Source organism: Haloferula rosea, assembly GCF_016595525.1.
Taxonomy (GTDB): Bacteria; Verrucomicrobiota; Verrucomicrobiia; order Verrucomicrobiales; family Akkermansiaceae; genus Haloferula; species Haloferula rosea.
In genome coordinates this window covers 108528-132054 of record NZ_JAENII010000003.1, presented here as the reverse complement: position 1 = coordinate 132054, position 23527 = coordinate 108528, and the positions used below count along the sequence as shown (strand labels likewise).

17 protein-coding genes and 2 tRNA genes are annotated in these 23527 nt (G+C 60.3%); 13 read left to right on the top strand and 6 right to left on the bottom strand.

Going from position 1 to position 23527, the window contains the following annotated elements:
* Window positions 1-19 precede the first annotated feature (19 nt).
* Window positions 20-1507, top strand: a complete 1488-nt coding sequence (locus tag JIN81_RS04950) for an arylsulfatase (protein ID WP_200277235.1) — start codon at window positions 20-22, stop codon at window positions 1505-1507.
* Between the two features lie 47 nt (window positions 1508-1554).
* On the opposite strand, the gene JIN81_RS04945 is transcribed toward JIN81_RS04950, so the two are convergent.
* Genes JIN81_RS04945 through JIN81_RS04925 form a run of 5 tightly spaced genes read right to left on the bottom strand, consistent with a single transcriptional unit; the run spans window position 1555 to window position 7875 of the window.
* Window positions 1555-2535, bottom strand: coding sequence for a Gfo/Idh/MocA family protein (locus tag JIN81_RS04945; RefSeq protein WP_200277234.1), 981 nt, complete (start codon window positions 2533-2535; stop codon window positions 1555-1557).
* A gap of 26 nt (window positions 2536-2561) precedes the next feature.
* Window positions 2562-3419, bottom strand: coding sequence for an NAD-dependent epimerase/dehydratase family protein (locus JIN81_RS04940; RefSeq protein ID WP_200277233.1), 858 nt, complete (start codon window positions 3417-3419; stop codon window positions 2562-2564).
* A 49-nt stretch (window positions 3420-3468) separates the two neighbouring features.
* Window positions 3469-4935: a DUF7133 domain-containing protein gene (locus JIN81_RS04935; protein WP_200277232.1), complete on the bottom strand. Its 1467-nt coding sequence runs from the start codon at window positions 4933-4935 to the stop codon at window positions 3469-3471.
* Window positions 4932-6470: a PA14 domain-containing protein gene (locus tag JIN81_RS04930; RefSeq protein ID WP_200277231.1), complete on the bottom strand. Its 1539-nt coding sequence runs from the start codon at window positions 6468-6470 to the stop codon at window positions 4932-4934. The genes JIN81_RS04935 and JIN81_RS04930 overlap by 4 nt, the downstream gene beginning before the upstream one ends.
* 46 nt (window positions 6471-6516) lie before the next feature.
* Window positions 6517-7875, bottom strand: a complete 1359-nt coding sequence (locus JIN81_RS04925) for an N-acetylmuramoyl-L-alanine amidase (protein WP_200277230.1) — start codon at window positions 7873-7875, stop codon at window positions 6517-6519.
* A 38-nt stretch (window positions 7876-7913) separates the two neighbouring features.
* Between JIN81_RS04925 and JIN81_RS04920 the strand changes: the two genes are divergently transcribed.
* Entirely contained in the window at window positions 7914-8750 is an 837-nt protein-coding gene (locus tag JIN81_RS04920; RefSeq protein ID WP_234044496.1) for a TIGR00282 family metallophosphoesterase, read from the top strand.
* Here the strand turns inward: JIN81_RS04920 and JIN81_RS04915 are convergent.
* The gene (locus JIN81_RS04915) at window positions 8747-10039 is read right to left on the bottom strand and encodes a hypothetical protein (protein WP_200277228.1); all 1293 of its coding nucleotides are present in this window, start codon (window positions 10037-10039) and stop codon (window positions 8747-8749) included. The genes JIN81_RS04920 and JIN81_RS04915 overlap by 4 nt on opposite strands.
* Before the next feature lie 337 nt (window positions 10040-10376).
* Between JIN81_RS04915 and JIN81_RS04910 the strand changes: the two genes are divergently transcribed.
* From JIN81_RS04910 to rpoC, 11 genes are all read left to right on the top strand, one after another.
* Window positions 10377-10451: transfer RNA gene (locus JIN81_RS04910), tRNA-Thr, on the top strand.
* Between the two features lie 48 nt (window positions 10452-10499).
* Window positions 10500-11684 (top strand): elongation factor Tu, encoded by a 1185-nt coding sequence (gene tuf / locus JIN81_RS04905; RefSeq protein WP_200277226.1) that lies wholly within the window; start codon window positions 10500-10502, stop codon window positions 11682-11684.
* Between the two features lie 124 nt (window positions 11685-11808).
* Window positions 11809-11884, top strand: a tRNA-Trp gene (locus JIN81_RS04900).
* 27 nt (window positions 11885-11911) lie between these two features.
* On the top strand, window positions 11912-12139 hold the full coding sequence (locus tag JIN81_RS04895) for a preprotein translocase subunit SecE (protein WP_200277224.1): 228 nt from the start codon (window positions 11912-11914) through the stop codon (window positions 12137-12139).
* A 55-nt stretch (window positions 12140-12194) separates the two neighbouring features.
* Window positions 12195-12764: a transcription termination/antitermination protein NusG gene (nusG, locus tag JIN81_RS04890; RefSeq protein ID WP_200277222.1), complete on the top strand. Its 570-nt coding sequence runs from the start codon at window positions 12195-12197 to the stop codon at window positions 12762-12764.
* 43 nt (window positions 12765-12807) lie between these two features.
* On the top strand, window positions 12808-13236 hold the full coding sequence (gene rplK / locus JIN81_RS04885) for a 50S ribosomal protein L11 (RefSeq protein WP_200277220.1): 429 nt from the start codon (window positions 12808-12810) through the stop codon (window positions 13234-13236).
* Window positions 13237-13331: 95 nt separating this feature from the next.
* Window positions 13332-14033 carry a 50S ribosomal protein L1 gene (rplA, locus tag JIN81_RS04880; RefSeq protein ID WP_200277218.1) on the top strand — a complete coding sequence of 234 codons (702 nt, stop codon included), beginning with the start codon at window positions 13332-13334 and terminating at the stop codon, window positions 14031-14033.
* Window positions 14034-14041: 8 nt separating this feature from the next.
* Window positions 14042-14554: a 50S ribosomal protein L10 gene (rplJ, locus tag JIN81_RS04875; protein WP_200277217.1), complete on the top strand. Its 513-nt coding sequence runs from the start codon at window positions 14042-14044 to the stop codon at window positions 14552-14554.
* A 138-nt stretch (window positions 14555-14692) separates the two neighbouring features.
* Complete coding sequence (gene rplL, locus JIN81_RS04870) at window positions 14693-15073, top strand: 50S ribosomal protein L7/L12 (RefSeq protein ID WP_200277213.1); 381 nt, start codon at window positions 14693-14695, stop codon at window positions 15071-15073.
* A 193-nt stretch (window positions 15074-15266) separates the two neighbouring features.
* Complete coding sequence (gene rpoB / locus JIN81_RS04865; protein WP_200277210.1) at window positions 15267-19214, top strand: DNA-directed RNA polymerase subunit beta; 3948 nt, start codon at window positions 15267-15269, stop codon at window positions 19212-19214.
* 33 nt (window positions 19215-19247) lie between these two features.
* Entirely contained in the window at window positions 19248-23453 is a 4206-nt protein-coding gene (gene rpoC, locus JIN81_RS04860; protein WP_200277207.1) for a DNA-directed RNA polymerase subunit beta', read from the top strand.
* The last annotated feature ends 74 nt before the right edge of the window (window positions 23454-23527 follow it).

The window sequence follows — 23527 nt, the reverse complement described above, 5'->3', positions numbered from 1 at the left end:
GCCCGCGTAGATGCTGGCCATGATTCGAAAGATTTGCCGGATGTCGGTCTTGATTGGTTTGCTGGGGGGGGGCGGGCTGGGTGCGGCCGAGCGGCCGAATGTCGTTTTCATTCTCGCGGACGACCTCGGATACGGAGAGCTCGGCTGCTACGGGCAATCCAAGATTCCGACGCCGAACATCGATGCGCTTGCCAGCCAGGGGACCCGGTTCACCCGGCACTACAGTGGGGCGCCGGTCTGTGCTCCCGCTCGCTGCGTCCTGATGACGGGCAAGCATGGCGGGCATGCGGAGATCCGGGGTAACCGGCAGGCGCACCTGAGCTTTCCCGAATTCAAGGAAGGGCAGCATCCGATCAGTGCCGAGGCGGTGACGATGGCGGAGGTGTTCCGGGATGCGGGCTATGCGACCGGTGCGATGGGAAAGTGGGGACTTGGTCCGGTGGGTAGCACCGGTGACCCCAACAAGCAGGGTTTCGATCTGTTCTTCGGCTACAATTGCCAGGCCGTGGCCCACAGCTTCTTCCCGCGCTATCTGTGGCACAACGACAAGCAAATCGAGATCAACAAGAACCCCATCCCCGGACGTTCCAAGAAGCCGAAGGGTGAGGTGAGGCTGGAGGACTATCAGGCGGAGAATTACGCGCCCTATCTGATGATCGACAAGGCGGAAGAGTTCATCGACGAAAACAAGGAGAAGCCGTTTTTCCTCTATCTCGCGTTCATTGAGCCGCACGTGTCCATTCATCCTCCTCAGGAAGCCGTCGATCGTTTCCCCACCGAATGGGACAACGAGCCCTACCGCGGCCAGTGTGGATACATCCCTCACCCCCGTCCAAGGGCGGGCTATGCCGCGATGATCAACGACCTGGATCGCTACGTGGGACGTGTGATGAAGGCGCTCGAGAAGACGGGAGTGGCCGACAACACCCTCGTGGTCTTCACCTCGGACAACGGCACGACGCACCCGGGGAATCCGAGCACGCATTTCCATATCGGCGGTTGTGACGCGCAGTTCTTCAACAGCACCCTGGACCTCAAGGGCTACAAGGGCAGCGTGTACGAGGGCGGATTGCGGGTTCCAATGATCGTGCGCTATCCCGGCAAGGTGGCGGCGGGTCAGACGAGCGACGCACCGGGGTATTTCGCCGATTGGTTTCCGACCCTGTGTGAAGCAACCGGGCTTGCCGGGCCGGAAGCGCTGGACGGCGAGTCTCTGTGGCCCGTCATCACCGGTGGAGAGCCCAAGGCGGAGCGCAAGCCGATGGTCTGGGTCTATCCGGAATACGGTGGCCAGGTGGCGGTCCAGATGGGCGACATGAAGGTGCTGCGGCGGGGTTTGAAAACCAAGTCTCCGGGAGACTGGGAGGTTTACGATGTCGTCAAGGATCGCGGTGAGCAACAGAATCTCGCCAAGGAGCGTCCCGAATGGATCGAGAAGGCGAAGGCCATCCTCAAGCAACAGATGTCGGAGAACGAGTTGTTTTCCGTGAAGGTGCCTGGTGTCTGAGGGCGTCCATCGCTGGACGCTGTTGGATCAAGGTTCGGCCGTGTCGGCTACGCCGGAGGATGGTGGATCTGGCGGAGTACCTCATCCATCAGCTCTGCCAGTGCGATCGAGTCATCATGGGGGTGGCCGGGGCATTCCAGCAGGCGGTGATCGAGGGCATCCATGACCGCGTGAATCTCATCCGTGACCATTCCGGGCGCGGGATCCTTGAAGACGGTGGGAGGCTGGCCGGGGACAGTGAGCGTTGCTTGCTTGGCAGCGTGGAAAGTGGGAATGGTGATTTGGCCTTCGGTGCCGAGAATCGTGGCGTCCATGCTTTCCGTGGTCTGGAACGAGGCGGTGAGCGCTGAGCAGGGGCCCCCGGCATGCCGCAGGTTGATAACGGCGGTGTCTTCCACCCCGGTGGCGGTCAGCGAGCCTGAGGCCTGAATTCGCTCCGCTCGCCCGAACAGGAGCTGACTCAGATAGAGGGGGTAGATGCCAACATCGAGGATGCAGCCACCAGCAAGGTCGGGGTTCATCAGGCGCCCGGAAGGGTCGGTCGAACCGGGAAATCCGAAGTCGGCCTTCAGGATCTTCGGTTCGCCGATGGCTCCGGACTGGATCCACTCGGCCGCCTGTCGGATGGCGGGAAGGAATCCGGTCTTCATGGCCTCCATCAGGAAGACTCCACGGTCCTTGGCGAAGGCGCACAGCGACTGCGATTCGCGAGCGGTGCAGGTCAGGGGTTTTTCGCAAAGGACTGCCTTGCCCGCACGCAGGGCCATCTCGGCCACCTCCCGATGGAAGGGGTGGGGCACGGCAATGTAAACGATCTCGACCTCCTCATCGTTGATGAGTTCCTGATAGCTGCCGTGGGCGCGTTCGAAACCGAAGTCATCGGCGAACTCGCGCGCTCGTTCGAGGGTTCTGGAGCCGATGGCGACCGGGCGGACACGCTCGATGGCGGTCAATTCGGTTGCGAATTCCCGCGCAAACCGACCGGGTCCGATCAGTCCCCAGCCCCAGCGTTTTTGATTCTTGTCCATGAATGACCGCTGCCGTTCGGATGCTCTCAACCCTCTCCCCCGAGCAACGTGGATGCGATCGCCGGTGCTGCCTCGAGGGCGTCGGGGTGTTCAGGGATCCACCCAGTGGCAAGGAGCTTGGCATTCGAAACCTGCTTGTGGGTCCATCCCCGTTTCCGATTCAGGTCGCGTGGGACGCTCGGCGGGAAGGGAATGTCGAACTGCTTGGAGAGGGACTTGAAGGTATCAAACTGACTGCGAGGGTGACTGTCGCTGACGTTGTAGATTCCGGACGCCAGGGGGCAGGTGGCGGCGTGGACGACGGCGGCCGCGGCGTCGTCGCGGTGGATCTGGTTGATGAACCGTCGACCGTCCTCTTCGAGTGTGGAGTCACCGGCGAGGAATTTTTTCAGGATCGCACTACGATAAGGGCCGTAGATCCCGGCGAGGCGGAAAACGATTCCTTTGGCGTCGAGCACGATTTGTTCGGCGTCCCTCAGTAGGCGGCCGGTTTCCCGATCGGGATCCGCGGGGCTTTCCTCGGTGACGATGGAGCCATCGGTCTGTGCGTAGACCGAAGTCGATGAGGTGAAGAGCAGGGGGGTGTCGGGGAATGCCGTGACTAGATTTCTGCAGCCATCCCGGTAGACAGCGCGGTAGGCGTCCGGGCCGCCGCGTCCCGAGGCCGCGCAATGAACGATGAAGTCGGGTCGGGTCGACAGCCGTTTGAGGGAATCCACGTCCTCCTGGCTCGAGATGTCCGTGGCATGGGTGTCGAGTTGCGGGTGAGGGGGAGTAGGATCGTCATCCGTACGGGACACAGCTGTGACGGACCATCCTGCTTGGAGGAAGTCCCGAGAGATCGCTTGGCCGAGGTAGCCGTGGCCGCAGAGGAGGAGGTGCATTGCGGAGAGATCAGTAGCCCGGATGCTGCGGGTTGCAAACCCGCGCTCCTCAGGGTGAGGGAATCTCGTTCAGCGTGTACCACGCCTTGGTGTGCCAGAGCGGTGTGCCTGCCTTGGACTGCAGCCCTTCGGTGTCGAGTTGATGGACGTGTCCCTGGACCATGCCGTCGACGACGAGTCGGACCGAGCGGCCGTCGTCGGACACCTTGACGTCGGTGATCTCCGGAGTGGAGGCGTCGACCTGGGGCGATCCGTATTTCGATTGGTAAATGTAGTCCCAGGCGGACATGGCGTAGGCGGTGGGATCATTCGCGGTCCCGGGGTCGACCGCTTCCGTGAAGGTCAGCTCGAAGCCATCCGGCTTGGCGGACATGGTGAGGATTTCGAATGGGGTGGTGCCTTTCCAGCGGACGCGTTCGAAGGTGAATGGCTTGCTCCCCCGGGATGCCCAGCCGCGATTGGTGCCGCCGATGAACAGGGTGCCGTCGTCGTCGAGTCGCATGGGGACGATCCCGGCTTCGAAGTCCTCGAGGAAGTGGAAGACCGCGCCCTGATAGAGACCGTTGACCTTCTCAAGAAAGACGCGCTGGACTTGCGAGTGGGTTTGTTCTCCGACGAGGACCTGACCGGCGAACGGGCCGAATGCTCCGTCCGACTGGTCGGTGATGACGGCCGTTGGGGATTGTCCGACAAGACCGTGTGGAAACACCACGGCGGGCGGGATGAAGTCGGGGAAGCGCTTCCTTTCGACGATGATCCTCGAACCGTCCTTCGGGTCGGGTGGGGCGGGGAGGTCGGCGAGTTTGTGATAGCTGTTGCCGGTCGGGTTGCCCTGGAAGGAACCGGGTTTCAGCCACTTCAGGGACGAGGAGCCGTTCCACAGGCCCTGGTTGTCGGTGTAGAAACAGTCGCCCTGCGCATTGAACCCGATGCCACCGGGCGAGCGGATCCCGGAACAGGTGGGGATCATTTCTCCATCCGGAGTCACGCGGACGCACCAGCCCCGCCAGTCGGCCTTGGCATTGGCTGAACCGGTGAGGCAGAGCACGATCCAGATGTTCCCGTCGTCGTCCGGCGTGCTGCCGAACGCGTATTCGTGGTAGTCGCCGGAAATGCCCCAACCCGAATTGATGGTCTCGAACAGGTCGGCGATGCCATCCTCGTTGGTGTCCTTGATGCGGGTGACCTCGGGGCGCTGGGTGAGCCAGAGGGACTCATCCTTCCAGAACATGCCCAGAGGCTCGTGAAGGTGGGAGGCGAACTTGGTCCACTTCACTTGGGAGAGGTCCTCGGCGTAGGCGCCTTCACAGATCCACAGGTCACCGCGGCGGCTGGTGACCGCGACCTTCTTGTCGGGCATCAGCGCGATGGACCCCAATTCCATAACTTCGCCCTCCGGCAGAGGGATCTCCTCGCGGATGTAGTAGTCGGACTGGACGGCCGCCATCGCGTTGGCGGTTGCGAGGAGCAGGGAGGTGAGCAGGCTCAGGCTGCGGCGGTGGGGGAAGGTGATCATTTCCACGTGTAGGTGAGGGTGGCGGATTCGCCCGGAGCGAGGAGGAGGTAGAGCTCGGGGCCCTTCTCAAGGAGGGATGGTCCGGCGACTTTGAGCGTGAGCTTGTCACGGACCGTGAAGTTCATGGTTCCGGACAGCCGCGTTCTCGTCGTTCCGTCCGGCTGCGGCATGACCTTTGCTGTGCCATCGATGGAGCCCATGGCGTGTGATTCAGAAATCAGGATGGAAACCGGTTCTCCGTTCCCGTCCACGGACAAGGTCCGGCTGATCTGGTTGTCGCTGGCGTGGTAGGCGTCGGACAATTTCAGTTCGCCGATCTTGTTGTAAAAGGTGGGATTTCCCGCTGCATCCAACTGGTAGCCACGGAAGCGTGACCCCTCGGGCAGTGCGGGTTCCGACGTGAGCTTCACCACATCTTTTCCAGCCGGCGACTGGGCGCCGACGCCGCGGTTCGTCCAGTGCAGGCCGCCATCGATGAAGTCGCCCTTCCAAGCGAGCTCAGGAGCCATGTGGTCAGCTGAGTAGGCGAAGTTCACCCCTCCGGGGAAACCGATGCCGATGGAGCGTGATGTGGTTCCCTGGATGAAGTTCCGGTAGATCGCGGCGCGCTTGGCCGTGGGGGTGATCGGGATGGAGGGGGGGCCTTTTCTTCCTGGTTTGAGCTTGGTGTCGGATAGCTCGTTCCAGTCATCCGAGTCGGGGCCTTTCCATGAGATCGAAATGCCTTCCTGCCCGGTGAATTCGTAGTACTCGATTCGAATGGGATGGGGGCCCTTCTCCAGGGTGAGCTTGGCGGCCTGAGTCCGGCCACCGCCCATGGGGCCGAGCCCGTGGACTTCGAGCATGACTTCGCCGTCGAGGATGATCCGTCCTCCGTCGTCGCAGGCGAAGCGGAAGATGTATTCGCCGGTTTTCGGCACCATGAAGTCCGCCTCCCAGACGATGCCGAAGTGATCTTTGCGATCCGCGTGCGTGACGCTGAGGATGCCATCGTGCTCTTCCTCCACGTTCTCCGCGGTGAGTTTCGCGAAATCAGGGAGCTTCTTCCACTCACCGTGATAGACGCGTGAGGTGAGGTTCCGGAGGGGACTTTCCGGTTTCGGCAGCGGATGCAGCTTGAGGATCTCGGGGGCTGTCCACGGCTTGGAACGGTCCGCGGTGGCAGCACGGGCCTTCGCCACCATGGCCGGAGTGACCTTGTCGGCTGAATTTCCCCACGAGGACCGGACGTAGGTGAGGATGGCGGCGATCTGGTCGTCCGGGAGCATCGCTCCCTGTGGGGGCATCAGGAGATTGAAGGGCTTGCCACTGACTTCGACCGGGCCTTCGAGGCCGTGCAGCACGATCTGGATGGCGCGTTCCGCGGGGCCATCGACCCATTCGCTGCCGGCCAGTGGAGGAAACTGTCCCCCCGTCGCTCCTTCGCCGTTCGCAGCATGGCACGCACCGCAGTACGTCTCGTAGAGCTGTCCGCCATCCTGCGCGGAGGCGGTGAAGGCGAGCGTGGCCATCAGGCCGAACCAAAGTCGAATCATCCCCGATCTAAACGGGAGCTCAAACGCCGACCTATCGGGGATGACATCAGTCTGTGGATCTCGCCTCGCGGTAGTAATTCCCAAGGCCGTCGGCAAGAGCGGTGGCATACTCACGGAAGATCGAGGGGAGCGGCTTGCCGCCGACGGGTCGGACTCCTTCATAATCACCAGCTTGGATGCGGACGTAGTCCTGCTTGGAATTCATTACATAGGGTTCGAGGAACAGGACGGGACAATCGTAGAGGCGGTTGGCCAGCAGGTTGCGTGCCCATAGGTAGGGGTTGCCGTCGACGTTCACCGCGCGGCGTGAATCGATCTCGTAGAGGTAGGGAGGAAGGCGGGTTTCCTGGACGAATGCGGCCGCGACGGACTTCGCGAGGCGGGACTCTTCGTGGTGCGTCCCTTCGACAATTTTGCGCACCATCTGATAGCGCTGGTCGGCGAGGGCCACCTCGCTGTCAGTGTAGGCTCCATTGAGCAGCAGGTGGAAGTGATGACGATCAACCAAGGTCGGCTTGTTCGGGTCGCCCCAGGCTTCTGCATTGAAATGAAGACAAAGCACCAGGTCGGGTTGGATGGTGTTGTTCACCTTGTGGGCGCGGGCACGGATCTCGGCGGTGCGATAAAACAAGCGCTCGGCGAGTTTGGAAGGTGAGTCCGGTGATCCCGAGCCGGCCTCATCGATCAGGGAAGCCGGGCGCTTTGAGGTGACGGGGATGGGTTGGTCCCGCACCATCGATACCTCGGCGCCGAGCTCTTCAAGGCGGGGTTTGAGCAACTGGGCCACCAGCAGGGTCATGTCTCCCTCCTGCACAGGCGTGTCGGTTCCGATCTGGAACCAGCGTTCTTCGATGCGCGCCCACTCGCCGCCGATGTGGCCGGGGTCGATCGCCACCCGCAGTCCGTCGAGTGGTTTATCCTCCGGGGCAGGACCGAGTTCCTCGGCGGTGCGCCAGCCTCGTGGATTGCTCAGTGCGAGGTCCGGTTTGGCGAAGCGCAGTCGGAAGCGCTCATCGGGGATCCCCGTTTCGATCAGGACGTCGGTCTCGCTGAGATGGAAGAACTGCCGCCAGGATGAGGAGACCGTGAACACGGATTCCATCATGTCGAGGAACTCGGCCCGTGTGACGCGGGCTTGCCAGCGGTTGAGGAGCTCCCATTTCGGCGTCGATGCCAGTGGTGAAAGCGGAGGTTCGGGGTCGGGAAGCGCGGGGCCGAGCGGGGCAGTCGATAGATCCGGCTTCGATGGGGGATTCAAATTGTCCGGGTCGGTGTCTGTGACCGATGAAGGCCCGTTCGGATCGCTTGGGTCAGGAGCCGGTTGATCCCGGCCCATCCACACCATGAGACCGACTGCCAGCACCAGGGTGAGGAGCAGGGGAATGGTGGAGCGTGAACCCTTCATGGTGAATTTGCTTGGCGGAAGATCAACGGGCGGTTGCCATGGCGGCACTCATGACGAACGACGCGTTACGCATCATGTTTCTCGGCGATATCGTCGGGGAACCCGGCCGGAAAGCGGTGATCGAGCAGCTACCTGTTTTAAAAGCGGAACTCGGGTTGGATTTCATCGTCGTGAATGGAGAAAACGCGGCCGGTGGCCGAGGCATTACACCGAGGATCGCGATCGACCTGCTGCGGGCGGGAGCCGCGGTCATCACGACGGGTGATCATGTCTGGGACCAGCAGGAAATCGTGGAATATCTCCCCACGGAACCCCGGGTGCTGCGGCCCATCAATTACCCACCCGATACCCCGGGGAAAGGATCCGTCGTGCTGGAAACCGCCAAAGGAAAGGTGGCCATCCTCCAAGGGCAGGGGAGAACCTTCATTCAGCCTCCTCTGGACAATCCCTTCACCCTGCTGGAGTCGGAGATCGACCGCCTTCGCGAAGAGGAGGGTGTGAAGATGGTGCTGGTGGATTTCCACGCGGAAACGACCAGTGAGAAGATCGCCATGGGCTATGCTCTGGAAGGCAAGGCCTCCGTGGTGGTGGGAACCCACACCCACGTGCAGACCGCCGACGAGCGGATCCTCTCCGGGGGAACCGGCTGCCTAACAGATGCTGGCATGTGCGGTCCTGACCATTCCGTGCTGGGACGTGCCCACGAATCCGTGGTGTGGCGATTCAAAACCGGCATGCCGACCCGCTTCCCGGTGGCCAAGGGTCCGGTGCGCTTGTGTGGCTTGATTGCTGACTTGGATCCCGAGACGGGGAAATGCCTCAAGATTGAGCGCCTGAACCGACTGATCGGTGGCGGGGAACAGGACGCCGGTTAGGGGAGGGCGAGCGACTCGATGTTCTCGGAGCCGGCTGGCGGATGAAGCGTTCGGGTGTCCGGGTCCCAACGGAACGGTTCGCCGGAAACCGGGTCCACCACGGGCTCTTCGTTGAGGGCGATGGCCATCAATGCGTCCGTCATGGCAAGCGACGTGCGGTTGCGGTTGAGCCCATGCAACCAGGGTTTGAACCCGACTTCACAGATCGATGCGAGTTCGTTGGCCTGCTGGCTGAGCGTGGCTTTCGGAAGGTCCAAGGTGAAGGCTTGGACGATCGATTCGCTGGATGCGTTCTCGGACAACTGGGAGAATCCCGATCGAAGGGACTCGGCGAGAAGATCGAGCAGGGCCTGTGGGTCGGGAACCTTCATGTCGGTCTCTCCCAGGGTGGCACCGTCGGATACGAGGCCGGGAAGGAGCATGCTTCGGGTGGAGATGTGCCATTCACCGGTCCGAAGTGTCTTGATGGAGTCGGAGAATTCCTCGTCATGTCGCAGGGCGACCCGCCAATCCGCGAGTGAGGCAGGATTGTTGGTGATGGTCGGGAGGACTTCCCGGACAAAGTGCTGATGCGTGTTGTTCCGCAGGATGATGGCGACGGTCTTACTGAACAGAGACGGGGTTTCCATCCCGTCGAAGTGTTCTGCCAGATTCATGGCGGCCTTGTAGTTCCGCATGCTCCTCCCTGGATCGCCGTTCTTGAGACTGAGGCGGGCTTCAAGCATCAGAAGATCCGCGATCTGAACCGCCGGTCTGGCTTCGATGAAGCTGATGTCGCGGGGCGCCATGCCGTTCACCGAGCGATCCGGTGCCTCCGCCACAGCGAGAATTCTTTCCATCAGGCCCTGGTTGTTCTCCAGCCATTTTGCCAGGACCTCGGCGCTGAAACTCTCTGGATCATCCAGCATCGAGAGGATCGGTGCGGGAAGGGGGAGGGCGGTGCCGTCGGCGCCTCCCTGGTAGTCTTCGAGCAATTCGAGGTAGAGCAGGAAACCGTTATCAGCATCCGGAACCTGCCGGAAGTTCACTTGGAGCCAGGGGTAGCGCTCCAAGAGGAATTCGAACCACTCGGCGGCCTTCGCGTCGACTTCCTCACGGCTGAGGCGACGTTCAGGGCTTCGATCGCGCTCATGGATCTTCCACGTGGAAGAATGAAGTTCGGTGGACTCAGACCCAATCTCTGGATGATTTCCCGCCGGAGACACCCGTTGAATGACGATCCCTGAGGCTAGCAGGAGCAAGGTTGGGCCTGCCGCACGCATCAGGGTATGCTTCGAAATGAGAGCCATGGGGAATTACAGCTTTCCTAATGACCCGGTCGGGTCCTGTCGATGGCGATTCCAAGTGGCTGCCGAGCTCCAGGGGACGCTTTCGGAGTGAGAAGCTGCAAATCGGGAGGGAGATGTTCGTGAGAGTGTGGAATCGACCGGGAAAAATGGCGCTGGAATCCCTGATAAATCAGGGGTTTGAGAGAAAAAAACTTTCCTTCGCGTTTTTTTTTGACAGGGTGATCGGCTTTGTTAACGTCCGCCCGCTTTCCCCGGGGCCCCGAGGAAATCTTGAGTCGACCTTTCTTGGCGGCAACGGGTGCAATCCGGGGCGTTTGGGATCAGCAACTAGTCGATCGCTTGTGTAGCTCAGGGGTAGAGCACACCCTTGGTAAGGGTGAGGTCGCGGGTTCAATTCCCGCCACAAGCTCCAGCGGCGAAAGAAACGAGATCATCAGTCCAAAGCGAACCATCAACCATTATGGCCAAAGAAGCATTCGAGCGGAACAAGCCCCACGTTAACGTCGGGACCATCGGTCACGTCGACCACGGTAAGACCACTCTCACCGCCGCGATCACCAATACTCTCGCTGAACACGGCGGAGCAGAAGCAAAAGCATACGACGAAATCGACGGTGCTCCCGAGGAGCGCGAGCGCGGTATCACCATTTCCACCGCACACGTGGAATACGAAACCGAAAATCGTCACTACGCACACGTCGACTGCCCAGGTCACGCCGACTACGTGAAGAACATGATCACCGGTGCTGCCCAAATGGATGGTGGCATCCTGGTGGTATCCGCCGCTGATGGCCCGATGCCTCAGACTCGTGAGCACATCCTGCTCGCCCGTCAGGTGGGTGTTCCTGCCCTCGTGGTTTTCCTCAACAAGGTCGACATGGTGGACGACGAAGAGCTCCTCGAGCTCGTCGAAATGGAAGTTCGCGAACTTCTTTCGACCTACGAATTCCCAGGCGACGACATTCCGATCGTCAAGGGTTCCGCTCTCAAGGCTCTCGAAGGCGACGCCGATCACAAGGCCAACATCATGAAGTTGATGGAAGCCGTTGACTCCTACATCCCTGAGCCAGAGCGCCCAGTGGATCAGCCATTCCTCATGCCTGTGGAAGACGTGTTCTCGATTGAAGGTCGTGGCACCGTCTGCACCGGTCGTGTCGAGCGTGGCATCATCAAGAAGATGGAAGAAGTCGAGATCGTCGGCATCAAGGACACCCAGAAGACCACCGTCACGGACATCGAAATGTTCCGCAAGCTGCTCGACGAAGGTCGTGCCGGCGACAACGTGGGTCTCCTGATCCGTGGCCTCAAGAAGGACGACGTCGAGCGTGGTCAGTGCATCGTGAAGCCTGGTTCCGTGACTCCTCACAAGCAGTTCACCTGCGAAATCTACGTTCTGTCGAAGGACGAAGGTGGTCGTCACACGCCATTCTTCTCCAACTACCGTCCGCAGTTCTACTTCCGCACGACCGACGTGACCGGTTCCATCAAGCTGCCTGACGGCGTCGAGATGGTCATGCCTGGTGACAACGTCACTCTGGAAGTCGAGCTCATCACTCCGATCGCCATGGAGAAGACCATGCGTTTCGCGATTCGCGAAGGTGGTCGCACCGTGGGTGCCGGACGTGTTGCCGATATCCTTGACTAATCATCACGTTGGGCTTCAGGTTGTCGGTCCACTCCGACGGTCTGAGACCTGATCTTTTTCGGGGCATCCTGGAATCCGTTCCGGGGTGCCCCGCCATCGCCTCATCTAGGAAGCATTTTAAATTACGGCAGTAGCTCAATTGGTAGAGCATCGGTTTCCAAAACCGACGGTTGCGGGTTCAAGTCCCTCCTGCCGTGCCATTCCTACCCTTATTTCTGAAAGACCCCATGTTCGCGAAAGCATCCAGATTCATTGGTGAAGTGAAAGGCGAACTCCGCAAGGCCAACTGGCCGTGGGAGTCCGACCCCAAGATCAAGGGATTCAAGAAATACAAGGAACTGGTCGACTCCACCGTGGTCGTCCTGATCGCGGCGATCCTGCTCGCCGGATTTGTCTCGCTCTGGGATATCGTCCACACGCAGGTCGTCTTCTTCCTCACCAAGCTCGGCAGCTGAGCCGACATTTCGACCCGCCCATCGCGGCGAGTCATCGATTTTTCCATCCATTTCCATGCCCGTCATCCCACCAGCAGAAAAACAGTGGTACGTGGTTCACGTTCTCTCCGGCCAAGAGCAGAGGGTTCGCAACCGCATCGCCCGCCAGGTAGAAGCCGAAGAACTCGGCGACTGCATTTTCGACGTGCTGGTGCCGATGGAGATGGTTTCCGAGATCCGCAAGGGCAAGAAAACCGAGACCAAGAAGAAATTCTTCCCCGGTTACATCATCGTCAACATGAACCTCCTCACCGAAGACAACCAGCTCGTCGAGAAGACCTGGTACTTCATCAAGGAGATGGACGGTGTGATCGGCTTTGCCGGAACCAAGGATCGTCCGATTCCCATGCGCCAACGCGAGGTTGACGCCATGCTTTCCCAAATCAAGGAACGCGAAGAAAGCGTCCGCCCTGCAATCAGCTTCGAAGTGGGGGACTCCGTCAAAGTGGCGGATGGCCCGTTCGAAAGCCAGACCGGCGTGGTCGAGGAGATCGACCCCGAGAAGGGCAAGCTCCGTGTTTCCGTCACCATTTTCGGCCGCGCAACGCCGGTCGAACTCGAATACTGGCAGGTTGAACGTGCCTGATCCCGTCCCATTCACAAACCACCACCTCTAATCCCGAAACATCATGGCAAAGGAAGTCACCGCCGTCATCAAGCTCCAGATTCCAGCTGGAGGCGCCAATCCGTCCCCACCGGTCGGTCCTGCCCTCGGTCAGGCTGGCGTGAACATCATGGGCTTCTGTAAGGAGTTCAACGCTGCCACCCAGGCTCAGGCTGGCGAAGTGCTTCCTTGCATCATCCAAGTCTACAAGGACAAGAGCTTCACCTTCGTTACCAAGAAGCCACCTGCAGCAAACCTTCTCAAGAAGGCGGCAGGTCTGGCATCCGGTTCGGGTGAGCCGAACAAGATCAAGGTCGGCACCATCTCGAAGGAGAAGCTGATGGAAGTCGTCGAGATCAAGATGCCCGACCTCAACACCGACGATCCTGAAGCTGCCGCACGCATTCTTGCCGGCACGGCCCGTCAGATGGGTCTCGAGATCGAAGGAATGTAATCCCTTTCAGGTCGCGTCCATTCCGGGTGTGGCCACCGAAAACCGCAGGAGGGTCCCGTCATCATGGGGTCCGCCCGCACTGCAGACCAAACAACATGTCAAAGCATCGCAGCAAGCGCTACCAGAAGGCCGCTGCTCTCATCGAAGAGGGCAAGTCCTACGGATTGGAAGAGGCTGTCGGCACCGTGAAGAAGTTCCCGGCACCGAAGTTCGACCCCACCGTCACCGTTTCCTTCCACCTTGGAGTGGATCCCCGCAAGAGCGACCAGATGGTCCGTGGATCAGTCTCCCTGCCACACGGCACGGGTAAGAACGTCCGCGTTGCCGTCTTCGCCGCTGGCGCCGCCGCCGAGGCCGCCAAGGCAGCCGGAGCCGAGCACGTCGGTTTCGAGGAGCTCATCAAGGAAGTCCAGGGCGGATTCACCGATTTCGATGTCGCCATCGCGACTCCGGAAGCGATGACCGAGGTCCGGAAGATCGCCCGTGTTCTCGGCCCCCGTGGCCTGATGCCGAACCCAAAGACCGGCACCGTGACCGACGATACGGCAAAGGCCGTGGGTGAAGTCAAGGCGGGTCGCGTTGACTTCAAACTCGACAAGAACGGCAACGTTTCCGGTGCGATTGGCAAGGCTTCCTTCGAAGCAAGCGCCCTCGCCGAGAATGCCGAAGCCTTCATCGAAAGCGTCAAGCGTGCCAAGCCCGCTTCCGCGAAAGGCAACTACATCCGCAGCGTCACCGTTGCCGCGGCCATGTGCCCGGGCGTGCCGCTTGAGTCCTCCCTTTACGCCACCAACTGATTACCACCATGAATCCCGACAAGAAGATCATCCTCGACGAATTGCTCGAGCGGGTCAACAGCTCGCCATTCGTGCTGGTGGTGGAATACACCGGCATGACCGTTCCCGAGTTCTCCGAGCTCCGCACCCGTCTTGCCGACAATGGCGCCGAGTGCCACGTGGCCAAGAACACCTACATGAAGAAGGCGCTCATCGAAGCAGGTCTGCCCGACACAGGTGACAAGCTCGTGGGTCAGACCGCCTTCATCACCGGTGAAGCCGATGTGGCTGCCGCCGCCAAGGTGCTCAAGAGCTTTGAAAAGGAATTCAAGAAGCCGGCCATCAAGCTGGGTATCCTCGACGGAGACATCCTCGACGAAGCCCAGGTCAAGGCCATCGCGGAACTGCCGTCCCGCGAAGTGCTCCTTGCCACCCTGCTTTCCACGATCAACGCACCGGCTTCCAAGCTGGTCCGCACGATCAACGAACCGGCATCGTCCCTCGCCCGGGTCATCCAGGCGAAGTTCCCGTCCGAAGACTAATACAACACAATCTGAATGGATGGCTGCGGGTCTCCGCCTGTTGCCTGAACACACAATGGTTCCTCGTCGGAAACGCGGTCGCGTTTCTTAAATGTCCGGAGGCCTCCGGGTGCGTCGATACCGCAAAGGAGAAACAAAATGGCTGATATTGCAAAAATTGCTGAAGAACTGGGTAAGCTTACCGTCCTGGAAGCTGCTGAACTTGTGAAGAATCTCGAAGAGGAGTGGGGCGTTTCCGCCGCTGCTCCCGTGGCTGCTGTGGCTGCTGCCCCTGCTGGGGACGCTGGTGCTGCTGCTGAAGAGAAGACCGAATTCGACGTTGTCCTCACCGACGGCGGCGGCAACAAGATCCAAGCCATTAAGGCTGTGCGTGAAGTTGTTCCTGGTCTGGGTCTCGCTGACGCCAAGAAATTGGTTGAAGGCGTTCCTTCCACCCTCGTTGAAGGCGCTGCCAAGGACGCTGCCGAAGAGGCCAAGAAGAAGCTTGAAGAAGTCGGCGCCAAGGTCGAGCTCAAGTAATCCAATGGTTTTGTGGTTTCGGGAGTCGCATCCGTGCGACTCCCGGGACCCATTCCCGATCTCGGCGAAAGCGATCGACAACCGACGACCTTTTTCGCCGATACCGGACTCCCGCTCCAACTCTCTGTAGAAACATTGCCCGGCCGCCTTTGCGGTCCGGGCTTATTACGCATCCGCAACTACCCTAGACACCATGGCCGACCGTCTCCAATTTGGGAAAATCGAGGAAGTGATCGACGCTCCGAACCTCATCGAGGTTCAAAGTCGTTCTTATGAAGACTTCCTGCACAAGGATGTACCCGCTGGGGAACGCAACGACACGGGCCTTCAGGCCGTGTTCCGTGAAGTGTTCCCAATCAAGAGCTACGATGAAGCCATCGAGCTCGACTTCGTTGCCTACGACATCGAAGAGCCGAAGATCACCTCGCTCGAATCCCTGCGCAACGGGGAGAGCTTCTCCGCTGCCCTTTACGTGACCTTCAAGCTGAAGGACGAGACCGGCGTGAAGAAGGAACGCGTCTACATGGGCGAGCTGCCCATGATGACCCGCCGCGGTACTTTCATCATCAACGGTGCCGAGCGTGTGATCGTTTCGCAGCTTCACCGTTCGCCTGGCATCTGCTTCGAGACCTCGCAGCACCTGAATGGCAAGACCCTCCACTCGTTCCGCATCATCCCCGACCGCGGATCATGGCTCGAAGTGCAGTTCGACACGAACGACCTGCTTTACGTCTACCTCGACCGTCGTCGCCGGCGTCGCAAGTTCCTCGCCACGACCTTCCTTCGTGCGCTGGGCTTTCCGACCGACCGCGACATCGTCAACCATTTCTACACCGTCCAGAAGCTCAAGCTGAAGGAGAACCTCGACGAGCAGGAACTCGGCCATTTGGTTCCTTTCGAAGATGTGCTCGACGGTGAAGTGATCGTGGCCAAGGCCTACGAGCCTCTGACAATCGGCATCATCCGCCAGCTTCTCGCTCTGGGTCACAAGAACCTCGAGGTGATCGACGGCCGTGAGGACGAAATCCTCCTCAAGTCGCTCCGCAAGGATCCGGCACACGACGAGGACAGCGCTCTGAAGGACATCTACCGCAAGCTGCGTCCGGGTGATCCTCCGACTGCTTCGAATGCACGCGCCCTGCTCAAGCGTCTGTTCTTTGATCCGAAGAAATACGACCTGACCCGTGTCGGTCGTTACAAGATCAACAGCAAGCTCGAGATCAACGTCGACTCCGATCAGCGCATCATGGTGGCCGAGGACTTCCTCGCCGCGACCAAGTATCTCCTCCGCCTGAAGAAGGGTGAGGGCGTGATCGACGATATCGACCACCTGGGTTCCCGTCGCGTTCGCGCCGTGGGTGAACTCCTCGCAAACCAGTGCCGCGTGGGTCTTGCCCGCACCGAGCGTCTGGTGAAGGAGCGCATGACCTTGTTCGATGTGAACATCGAGGGCATGACGCCTCAGAAGCTCATCAACCCGAAGGCGCTGAGCGCCGTCGTACGTGACTTCTTCGGCCGTTCCCAGCTTTCGCAGTTCATGGACCAGACCAACCCTCTGGCCGAACTGACCCACAAGCGCCGTCTTTCCGCGCTCGGCCCCGGCGGTCTGAATCGTGACCGTGCCGGCTTCGAAGTTCGTGACGTGCACCCGTCCCACTACGGACGGATCTGCCCGATTGAGACTCCGGAAGGTCCGAACATTGGTCTGATCAACTCGATGTGCACCTATGCGCGCATCAACGAGTTCGGTTTCATCGAAACCCCATACCGCCGGGTCAAGAGTGGCAAGGTGACCAACGAGATCGAGTATCTCACCGCGGACCAGGAAGAGAAGTTCCTCATCGCGCAGGCGAACAATCCGATCGACAAGGGCGGCAAGTTCCTCAACGAGAAGGTGACTGCCCGTGAAGCGGGTGGTGAGTTCATCGAAGTCGACCCATCGACGGTCGACTACATGGACGTTTCGCCGAAGCAGCTCGTTTCGGTGGCCGCCGGTCTGATTCCATTCCTCGAACACGATGACGCCAACCGCGCGCTCATGGGATCGAACATGCAGCGCCAGGGCGTGCCGCTTCTCGTTTCCGAATCGCCGTTCGTCGGCACGGGACTGGAAGCCAAGACTGCCGAAGACTCCCGCGCCGTGGTGGTGGCGGAAGGTGACGGCATCGTGGCTGCCGCCACCGCGGAAATCGTGATCACCTCCGAGGACGGCACACTGCCCGTCAGCGATGAGAAATTCCTCTCCGATCCAGAGTCGGTGAAGAGCAACATCAAGAAGGGGATCTACGCCTATCCGCTGCGCAAGTTCATGCGCTCGAATGCGGGCACCTGCATCAACCAGAAGCCGATCGTCAAGGTCGGAGCCAAGATCAAGAAGGGCGACGTGCTCGCCGATGGTCCGAACACCGAAGACGGTGAGTTGGCTCTGGGTCGCAACGTGCTGGTCGCGTTCATGCCTTGGAACGGCTACAACTTCGAGGATGCCATCGTCATCTCCGAGCGCGTGGTGAAGGAAGACGTCTACACGTCGATCCACATCTCCGAGTTCGATGTTGCCGCGCGTGACACCAAGCTGGGCCCTGAGGAAATCACCCGTGACATTCCGAATGTCGGTGAGGAAGCCCTCAGCAACCTCGACCACGACGGCATCGTCCGCATTGGTGCGGAAGTGAAGCCTGGCGACATCCTCGTCGGTAAGATCACTCCGAAGTCCGAAACCGAGCTGGCTCCTGAAGAGCGCCTGCTTCGCGCGATCTTCGGTGAGAAGGCCGCGGACGTGAAGGACACTTCGTTGCGCGTTCCTTCCGGTTGCACCGGCATCGTGCAGGACATCCGGATCGCCCAGCACGGCGTGGCCCGTGCCAAGGCCGAGAAGATCGATCCCGCCGAGCTCAAGAAGCAACTCAAGAAGATCAACGACGAGCACAAGAAGAAGTCGGACAAATTGACCGACGACCTCACGGAGAAACTTTCCGACATCCTGCTCGGTGAGAAGATCCCACTCGACGTGGTCAACGCGCAGACCGGTGAGATCATCATCCCGGCCAACCGCAAGATCACCAAGACCCTGCTGCGCAAGCTCGCATCGGTCCACGATCACATCGAGATCGATCCTTCCCCGATCCGGAACAAGATCCTCGAGATCATCGGATCCTTCGAAGGTCGTTTCTCCGAACTCGACACCGAGCGTGAGCGCAAGCTCGACCAGCTTGAGTCGGGTGATGAAGTCGATCCCGGCGTTATCAAGGAGGTGAAGGTCTTCGTGGCCGCCAAGCGCAAGCTTTCGGTGGGTGACAAGATGGCCGGTCGCCACGGGAACAAAGGGGTGGTTTCCACCATCGTTCCCGAGGAAGACATGCCGTTCCTTGAAGATGGAACGCCGGTCGACATCTGCCTCAACCCACTGGGTGTGCCATCGCGGATGAACGTCGGGCAGGTGCTTGAAACCCACCTTGGTGTCGCGGCAAGCGCGCTTGGATTCAAGGTCGCAACTCCGATTTTCGACGGTATCCCGGAGTCCAAGATCACCGAATACATGTCCGAAGCCAAGAAGGTGGACGGCGTGAAGATCATCGGCGACAACGGCGTCGCCCGTGAACGCAAGCCCGGCGAACCGGAAGGTCGCGGATACACTTGGATCGGCGACGGCAAGGATGGCTCAACACTCGGTAAGTCGACCCTGATCGACGGCCGGACCGGTGAGGCATTCCACCAGCCGGTGGTGGTCGGTTACATTTACATGCTGAAGCTCGGTCACCTTGTGGCCGACAAGATTCACGCCCGTGCCGTTGGTCCCTACTCGCTCGTCACCCAGCAGCCGCTCGGTGGTAAGGCACAGTATGGTGGTCAGCGTTTCGGGGAGATGGAGGTGTGGGCGCTGGAAGCCTACGGTGCCGCCTACTGCTTGCAGGAGCTGCTCACCGTGAAGTCCGACGACGTGCAGGGCCGGACCCGAATCTACGAATCGATCGTGAAGGGCGACAACAATCTGGAGGCCGGCACGCCGGAATCCTTCAACGTCCTGATCAAGGAAATGCAATCGCTCGGACTGGATGTCCGGCCGGGCCGCAAGGGCTCGGAACTCGGCGCCGTTCCGAAAGATGGCTCCGACGACTTCGACCTCGACGACCTTACCCTCTAATCCGCCAACCCCAATTACGACCCATCACTTATCATGAGCGTTGAAACCAACCTCCGCGAACTCTTCGGTGTCGATGAAAAGCCCGAGGCCTTTGATCAGGTCTCGATCACCGTGGCGGCACCCGATGTCATCCGATCCTGGTCGAAAGGCGAGGTGAAGAACCCGGAAACGATCAACTACCGGACCTTCAAGCCCGAGAAGGGCGGTCTGTTCTGTGAGCGTATCTTCGGTCCCACCCGGGACTGGGAGTGTGCCTGCGGCAAATACAAGCGCATCAAGCACAAGGGCGTTGTCTGCGACCGTTGTGGCGTCGAGGTGACGCTGAGCCGCGTGCGTCGCGAGCGCATGGGCCACATCGAGCTGGCCGTGCCGGTATCGCACATCTGGTTCTACAAGTGCATGCCTTCCCGCATCGGCCTGGTGCTCGACATCAGTGCCCGTCAGCTGGAGCGCGTCATCTACTACGAGGACTACCTCGTGACCGAGCCGGGTAACACGCCACTCGAGCGTGGGCAGCTTCTTACCGAGACCGAACTTCGCGATGCGGAGGACACCTACGGTGAGGAAAGCTTCCGCGCTTCCATGGGCGCCGAGGCGCTGCAGGACCTGCTCAGCCAGGTGAACCTCGCCGAACTCCAGGTGCAACTGGAAGAGGAACTCGAGGCGACCCGTTCCAAGCAGAACAAGAAGAAGCTCTCGAAGCGTCTCAAGATCACCCAGGGCTTCGCGCAGTCCAAGTCGCGTCCCGAGTGGATGATCATGACCGTGCTGCCCGTGATCCCACCGGACCTCCGTCCGCTGGTGCCACTCGAAGGCGGCCGTTTCGCGACTTCCGACCTGAACGACCTCTACCGTCGTGTCATCAACCGGAACAACCGTCTGAAGAACCTTCTTCAGCTCAAGACCCCCGAGGTCATCATCCGCAACGAGAAGCGCATGCTTCAGGAAGCGGTCGACGCCCTGTTCGACAACGGCCGTCACGGTCGTGCCGTCACGGGTGCCGGCAACCGTCCGCTCAAGTCGCTCAGCGACATGCTCAAGGGCAAGGGTGGTCGTTTCCGTCAGAACCTTCTCGGGAAGCGGGTCGACTACTCGGGTCGTTCGGTGATCGTCATCGGTCCGGACCTCAAGCTCAACCAGTGCGGTCTTCCCAAGAAGATGGCGCTGACCTTGTTCGAGCCCTTCATCATCCGTCGCCTCAAGGAACTCGGCTACTGCCACACGGTTCGTTCGGCGAAGAAGATGATCGACCGCAAGACCACCGAGGTGTGGGACATCCTCGCCGAAGTGACCAAGGGTCACCCGGTGATGCTGAACCGCGCACCGACGCTCCACCGTCTGTCCATTCAGGCATTCGAGCCGGTGCTCATCGAGGGCTCGGCCATTCGTCTGCACCCGCTGACCTGTGGTGCCTACAATGCCGACTTCGACGGTGACCAGATGGCGGTTCACGTGCCGCTTTCGGTGGAAGCGCAGATGGAAGCGCGCCAGCTGATGCTTGCGCCGAACAACATCTTCTCGCCTGCCTCCGGTCGTCCGATCGTGGCTCCATCCCAGGACATTATTCTGGGTTCCTACTACCTCACCTGGGCGCCGATCCGCACCCAGAAGGAGCGCGAGGAAATGAAGCACATGCCACTCTTCGAGAATACCGACGAGGTGGAATACGGCATCGCTTCCCGTGGTGCCGACGGCAAGAGCAAGCTCGGCTACCACTCGTGGATCCGCCTTCGCAACCCGGACTACGGCAAAGACACCGTGTTCGGTGACAAGGAAGCGAAGATCATCGAGACGACCCCGGGTCGTGTGCGTTTCAACGAAATCTGGCCTGATGGTCTGGGCTTCATCAACATGACCGTCGGCAAGAAGCAGATGGGTGATGTGATCTGGCGCTGCTACCAGGTCGCCGGCCAGGCCGGAACCGTGAAGACCCTCGACGAACTCAAGGGCCTCGGCTTCCGCGAAGCATCCCGCTCGGGAACTTCGATTGGTGTCGTCGACATGGTCATCCCGGAAGAGAAGCCGAAGGTGATTGCCGATGCTTACGAGCAGGTCGAGAAGGTGACCAAGCAGTATCGCAATGGTGTGATCACCAATGGCGAGCGCTATCAGAAGGTCGTCGACATCTGGACGCAGGCGACCGACACGATCGCTTCGGCGCTCTATCGCAAGCTCGAATACAATGAAGGCAAGGGCATCAGCCCCCTCTTCATGATGGTCGACTCCGGTGCCCGTGGTAACAAGTCGCAGATCAAGCAGCTCTCGGGCATGCGCGGTCTGATGGCCAAGCCATCCGGTGAGATCATCGAACGTCCGATTACCTCGAACTTCCGTGAAGGTCTCTCGGTGCTCGAATACTTCATTTCCACGCACGGTGCCCGTAAGGGACTGGCGGATACGGCGCTGAAGACGGCGGACTCGGGTTACATGACCCGGAAGCTCGTCGATGTGGCCCAGGACGTGATCGTGACCGAGCACGACTGTGGCACGGTGAATGGTATTCTTGTCCAGCCGATCTACGACGGTGACGAGGAGTCGGCATCGCTTGCGACCCGCACCTACGGGCGTGTTTCCTGCGAGACCGTCAAGGACCCCGTTTCTCAGGAGGTCATCGTCAAGACTGACGAGCTGATCGATGAGGAAAAGGCGGCTGCGATCGAGCGCATCGGCTACGAGAAGCTCAAGATCCGTTCGGTGCTCACCTGTGAGTCCGAGCGTGGTTGCTGTGCGGCCTGCTACGGCCTGAACCTCGCGACCGGCAAGACGGTGAAGATCGGTGAAGCGGTCGGCATCATTGCGGCCCAGTCGATTGGTGAGCCGGGCACGCAGCTGACGATGCGGACCTTCCACGTCGGTGGTGTGGCTGCTTCGACCTTCAAACAGCCGATCATCAAGTCGCGCCACAGTGGTGTGGTGGTCTACAAGGACCTCCGCGTGGTCGAGAACGACCAGGGCCAGTGGGTTGTGCTCAACAAGAACGGTTCGCTTTCCGTCCGCGACAAGGACGGCCTCGAACTGGAGAGCCACAACATCGTCATCGGCTCCATCATCGAGATCAAGGACGGTGAGGACGTCAAGAAGGGCGCGACGGTCGCCACTTGGGATCCTTACAATGTGCCGATCATCACCGAGAAGCCAGGGGTCATCGAGTTCCGTGACATGATCTCGGGCATTACCGTGGCCAACGAAACGGACAAGGAGACCGGCAAGAAGGGCATGGTGGTGACCGAGCACAAGGAGGACCTCCACCCGCAGGTCGTCGTGGTCGACGCCAAGACCAAGGATGTGCTCGCCAGCTACTCGATTCCCGTCGGCGCCCACCTTTCCGTGAAGGAAAAGGAGAAGGTCTCCGGGGGCACGCAGCTTGCCAAGACACCGCGCAAGGTGGCGAAGACGAAGGACATTACCGGTGGTCTGCCACGGGTTGCCGAGCTCTTCGAGGCCCGCAAGCCGAAGGATGCCTGTGTGATCGTGAAGATCGACGGCGAGGTTTCGTTCGGTGGCACGGTCCGCGGCAAGAAGAAGGTCATCGTGACGGATCCGGAATCCGGAGAGTCCTGCGACCACCTCGTGCCGATGGGCCGTCACATCATCGTGACCGAAGGCGACATCGTTTCCCGGGGTGATCAGATCACCGAAGGCCCTGTTTCGCCCGAAGATCTCCTCGAAGCCTGCGGTGCGCAGGAACTTCAGGAGCACTTGGTCAACGAAGTCCAGTCGGTCTATCGTGTGCAAGGCGTTGAGATCAACGACAAGCACATCGAGATCATCATCCGCCAGATGCTGCGCAAGGTGAAGATCTCCGAGCCGGGCGACGCCGATCAGTTCCTTTGGGGCGATCAGATCGACCGCACGACCTTCAATCAGGTCAACGAGGAGATCGTCGCCAATGGTGGTAAGCCCGCGGAGGCCGAGCCCGTGCTTCTTGGTATCACCAAGGCCTCGCTCGAAACCGATTCGTTCATCTCCGCGGCGTCCTTCCAGGACACCACGCGCGTGCTGACCGAAGCGGCAACCCTCGGCAAGATCGACTACCTGAGTGGCTTCAAGGAAAACGTGATCATGGGTCACCTTATCCCTGCAGGCACCGGCTTCGATTGCCACCGCGACAGCGAGATCGAATTCACGGTCGAGGAACCCGAACCGATCTTCGAGGAGCCCGCCACGCCGGAAGGTGAGGAGGGTGCCGAAGAGGCTCCCGTGCCAAGCCCAGATTCGGGCAGCGCCGAGAGCGCCTGATCGAAGCGTATTCCATTCCAGGCCGGCCCCGTGACACGGGGTCGGCCTTTTTTGCTTTCCGGGCATGGGGGGAT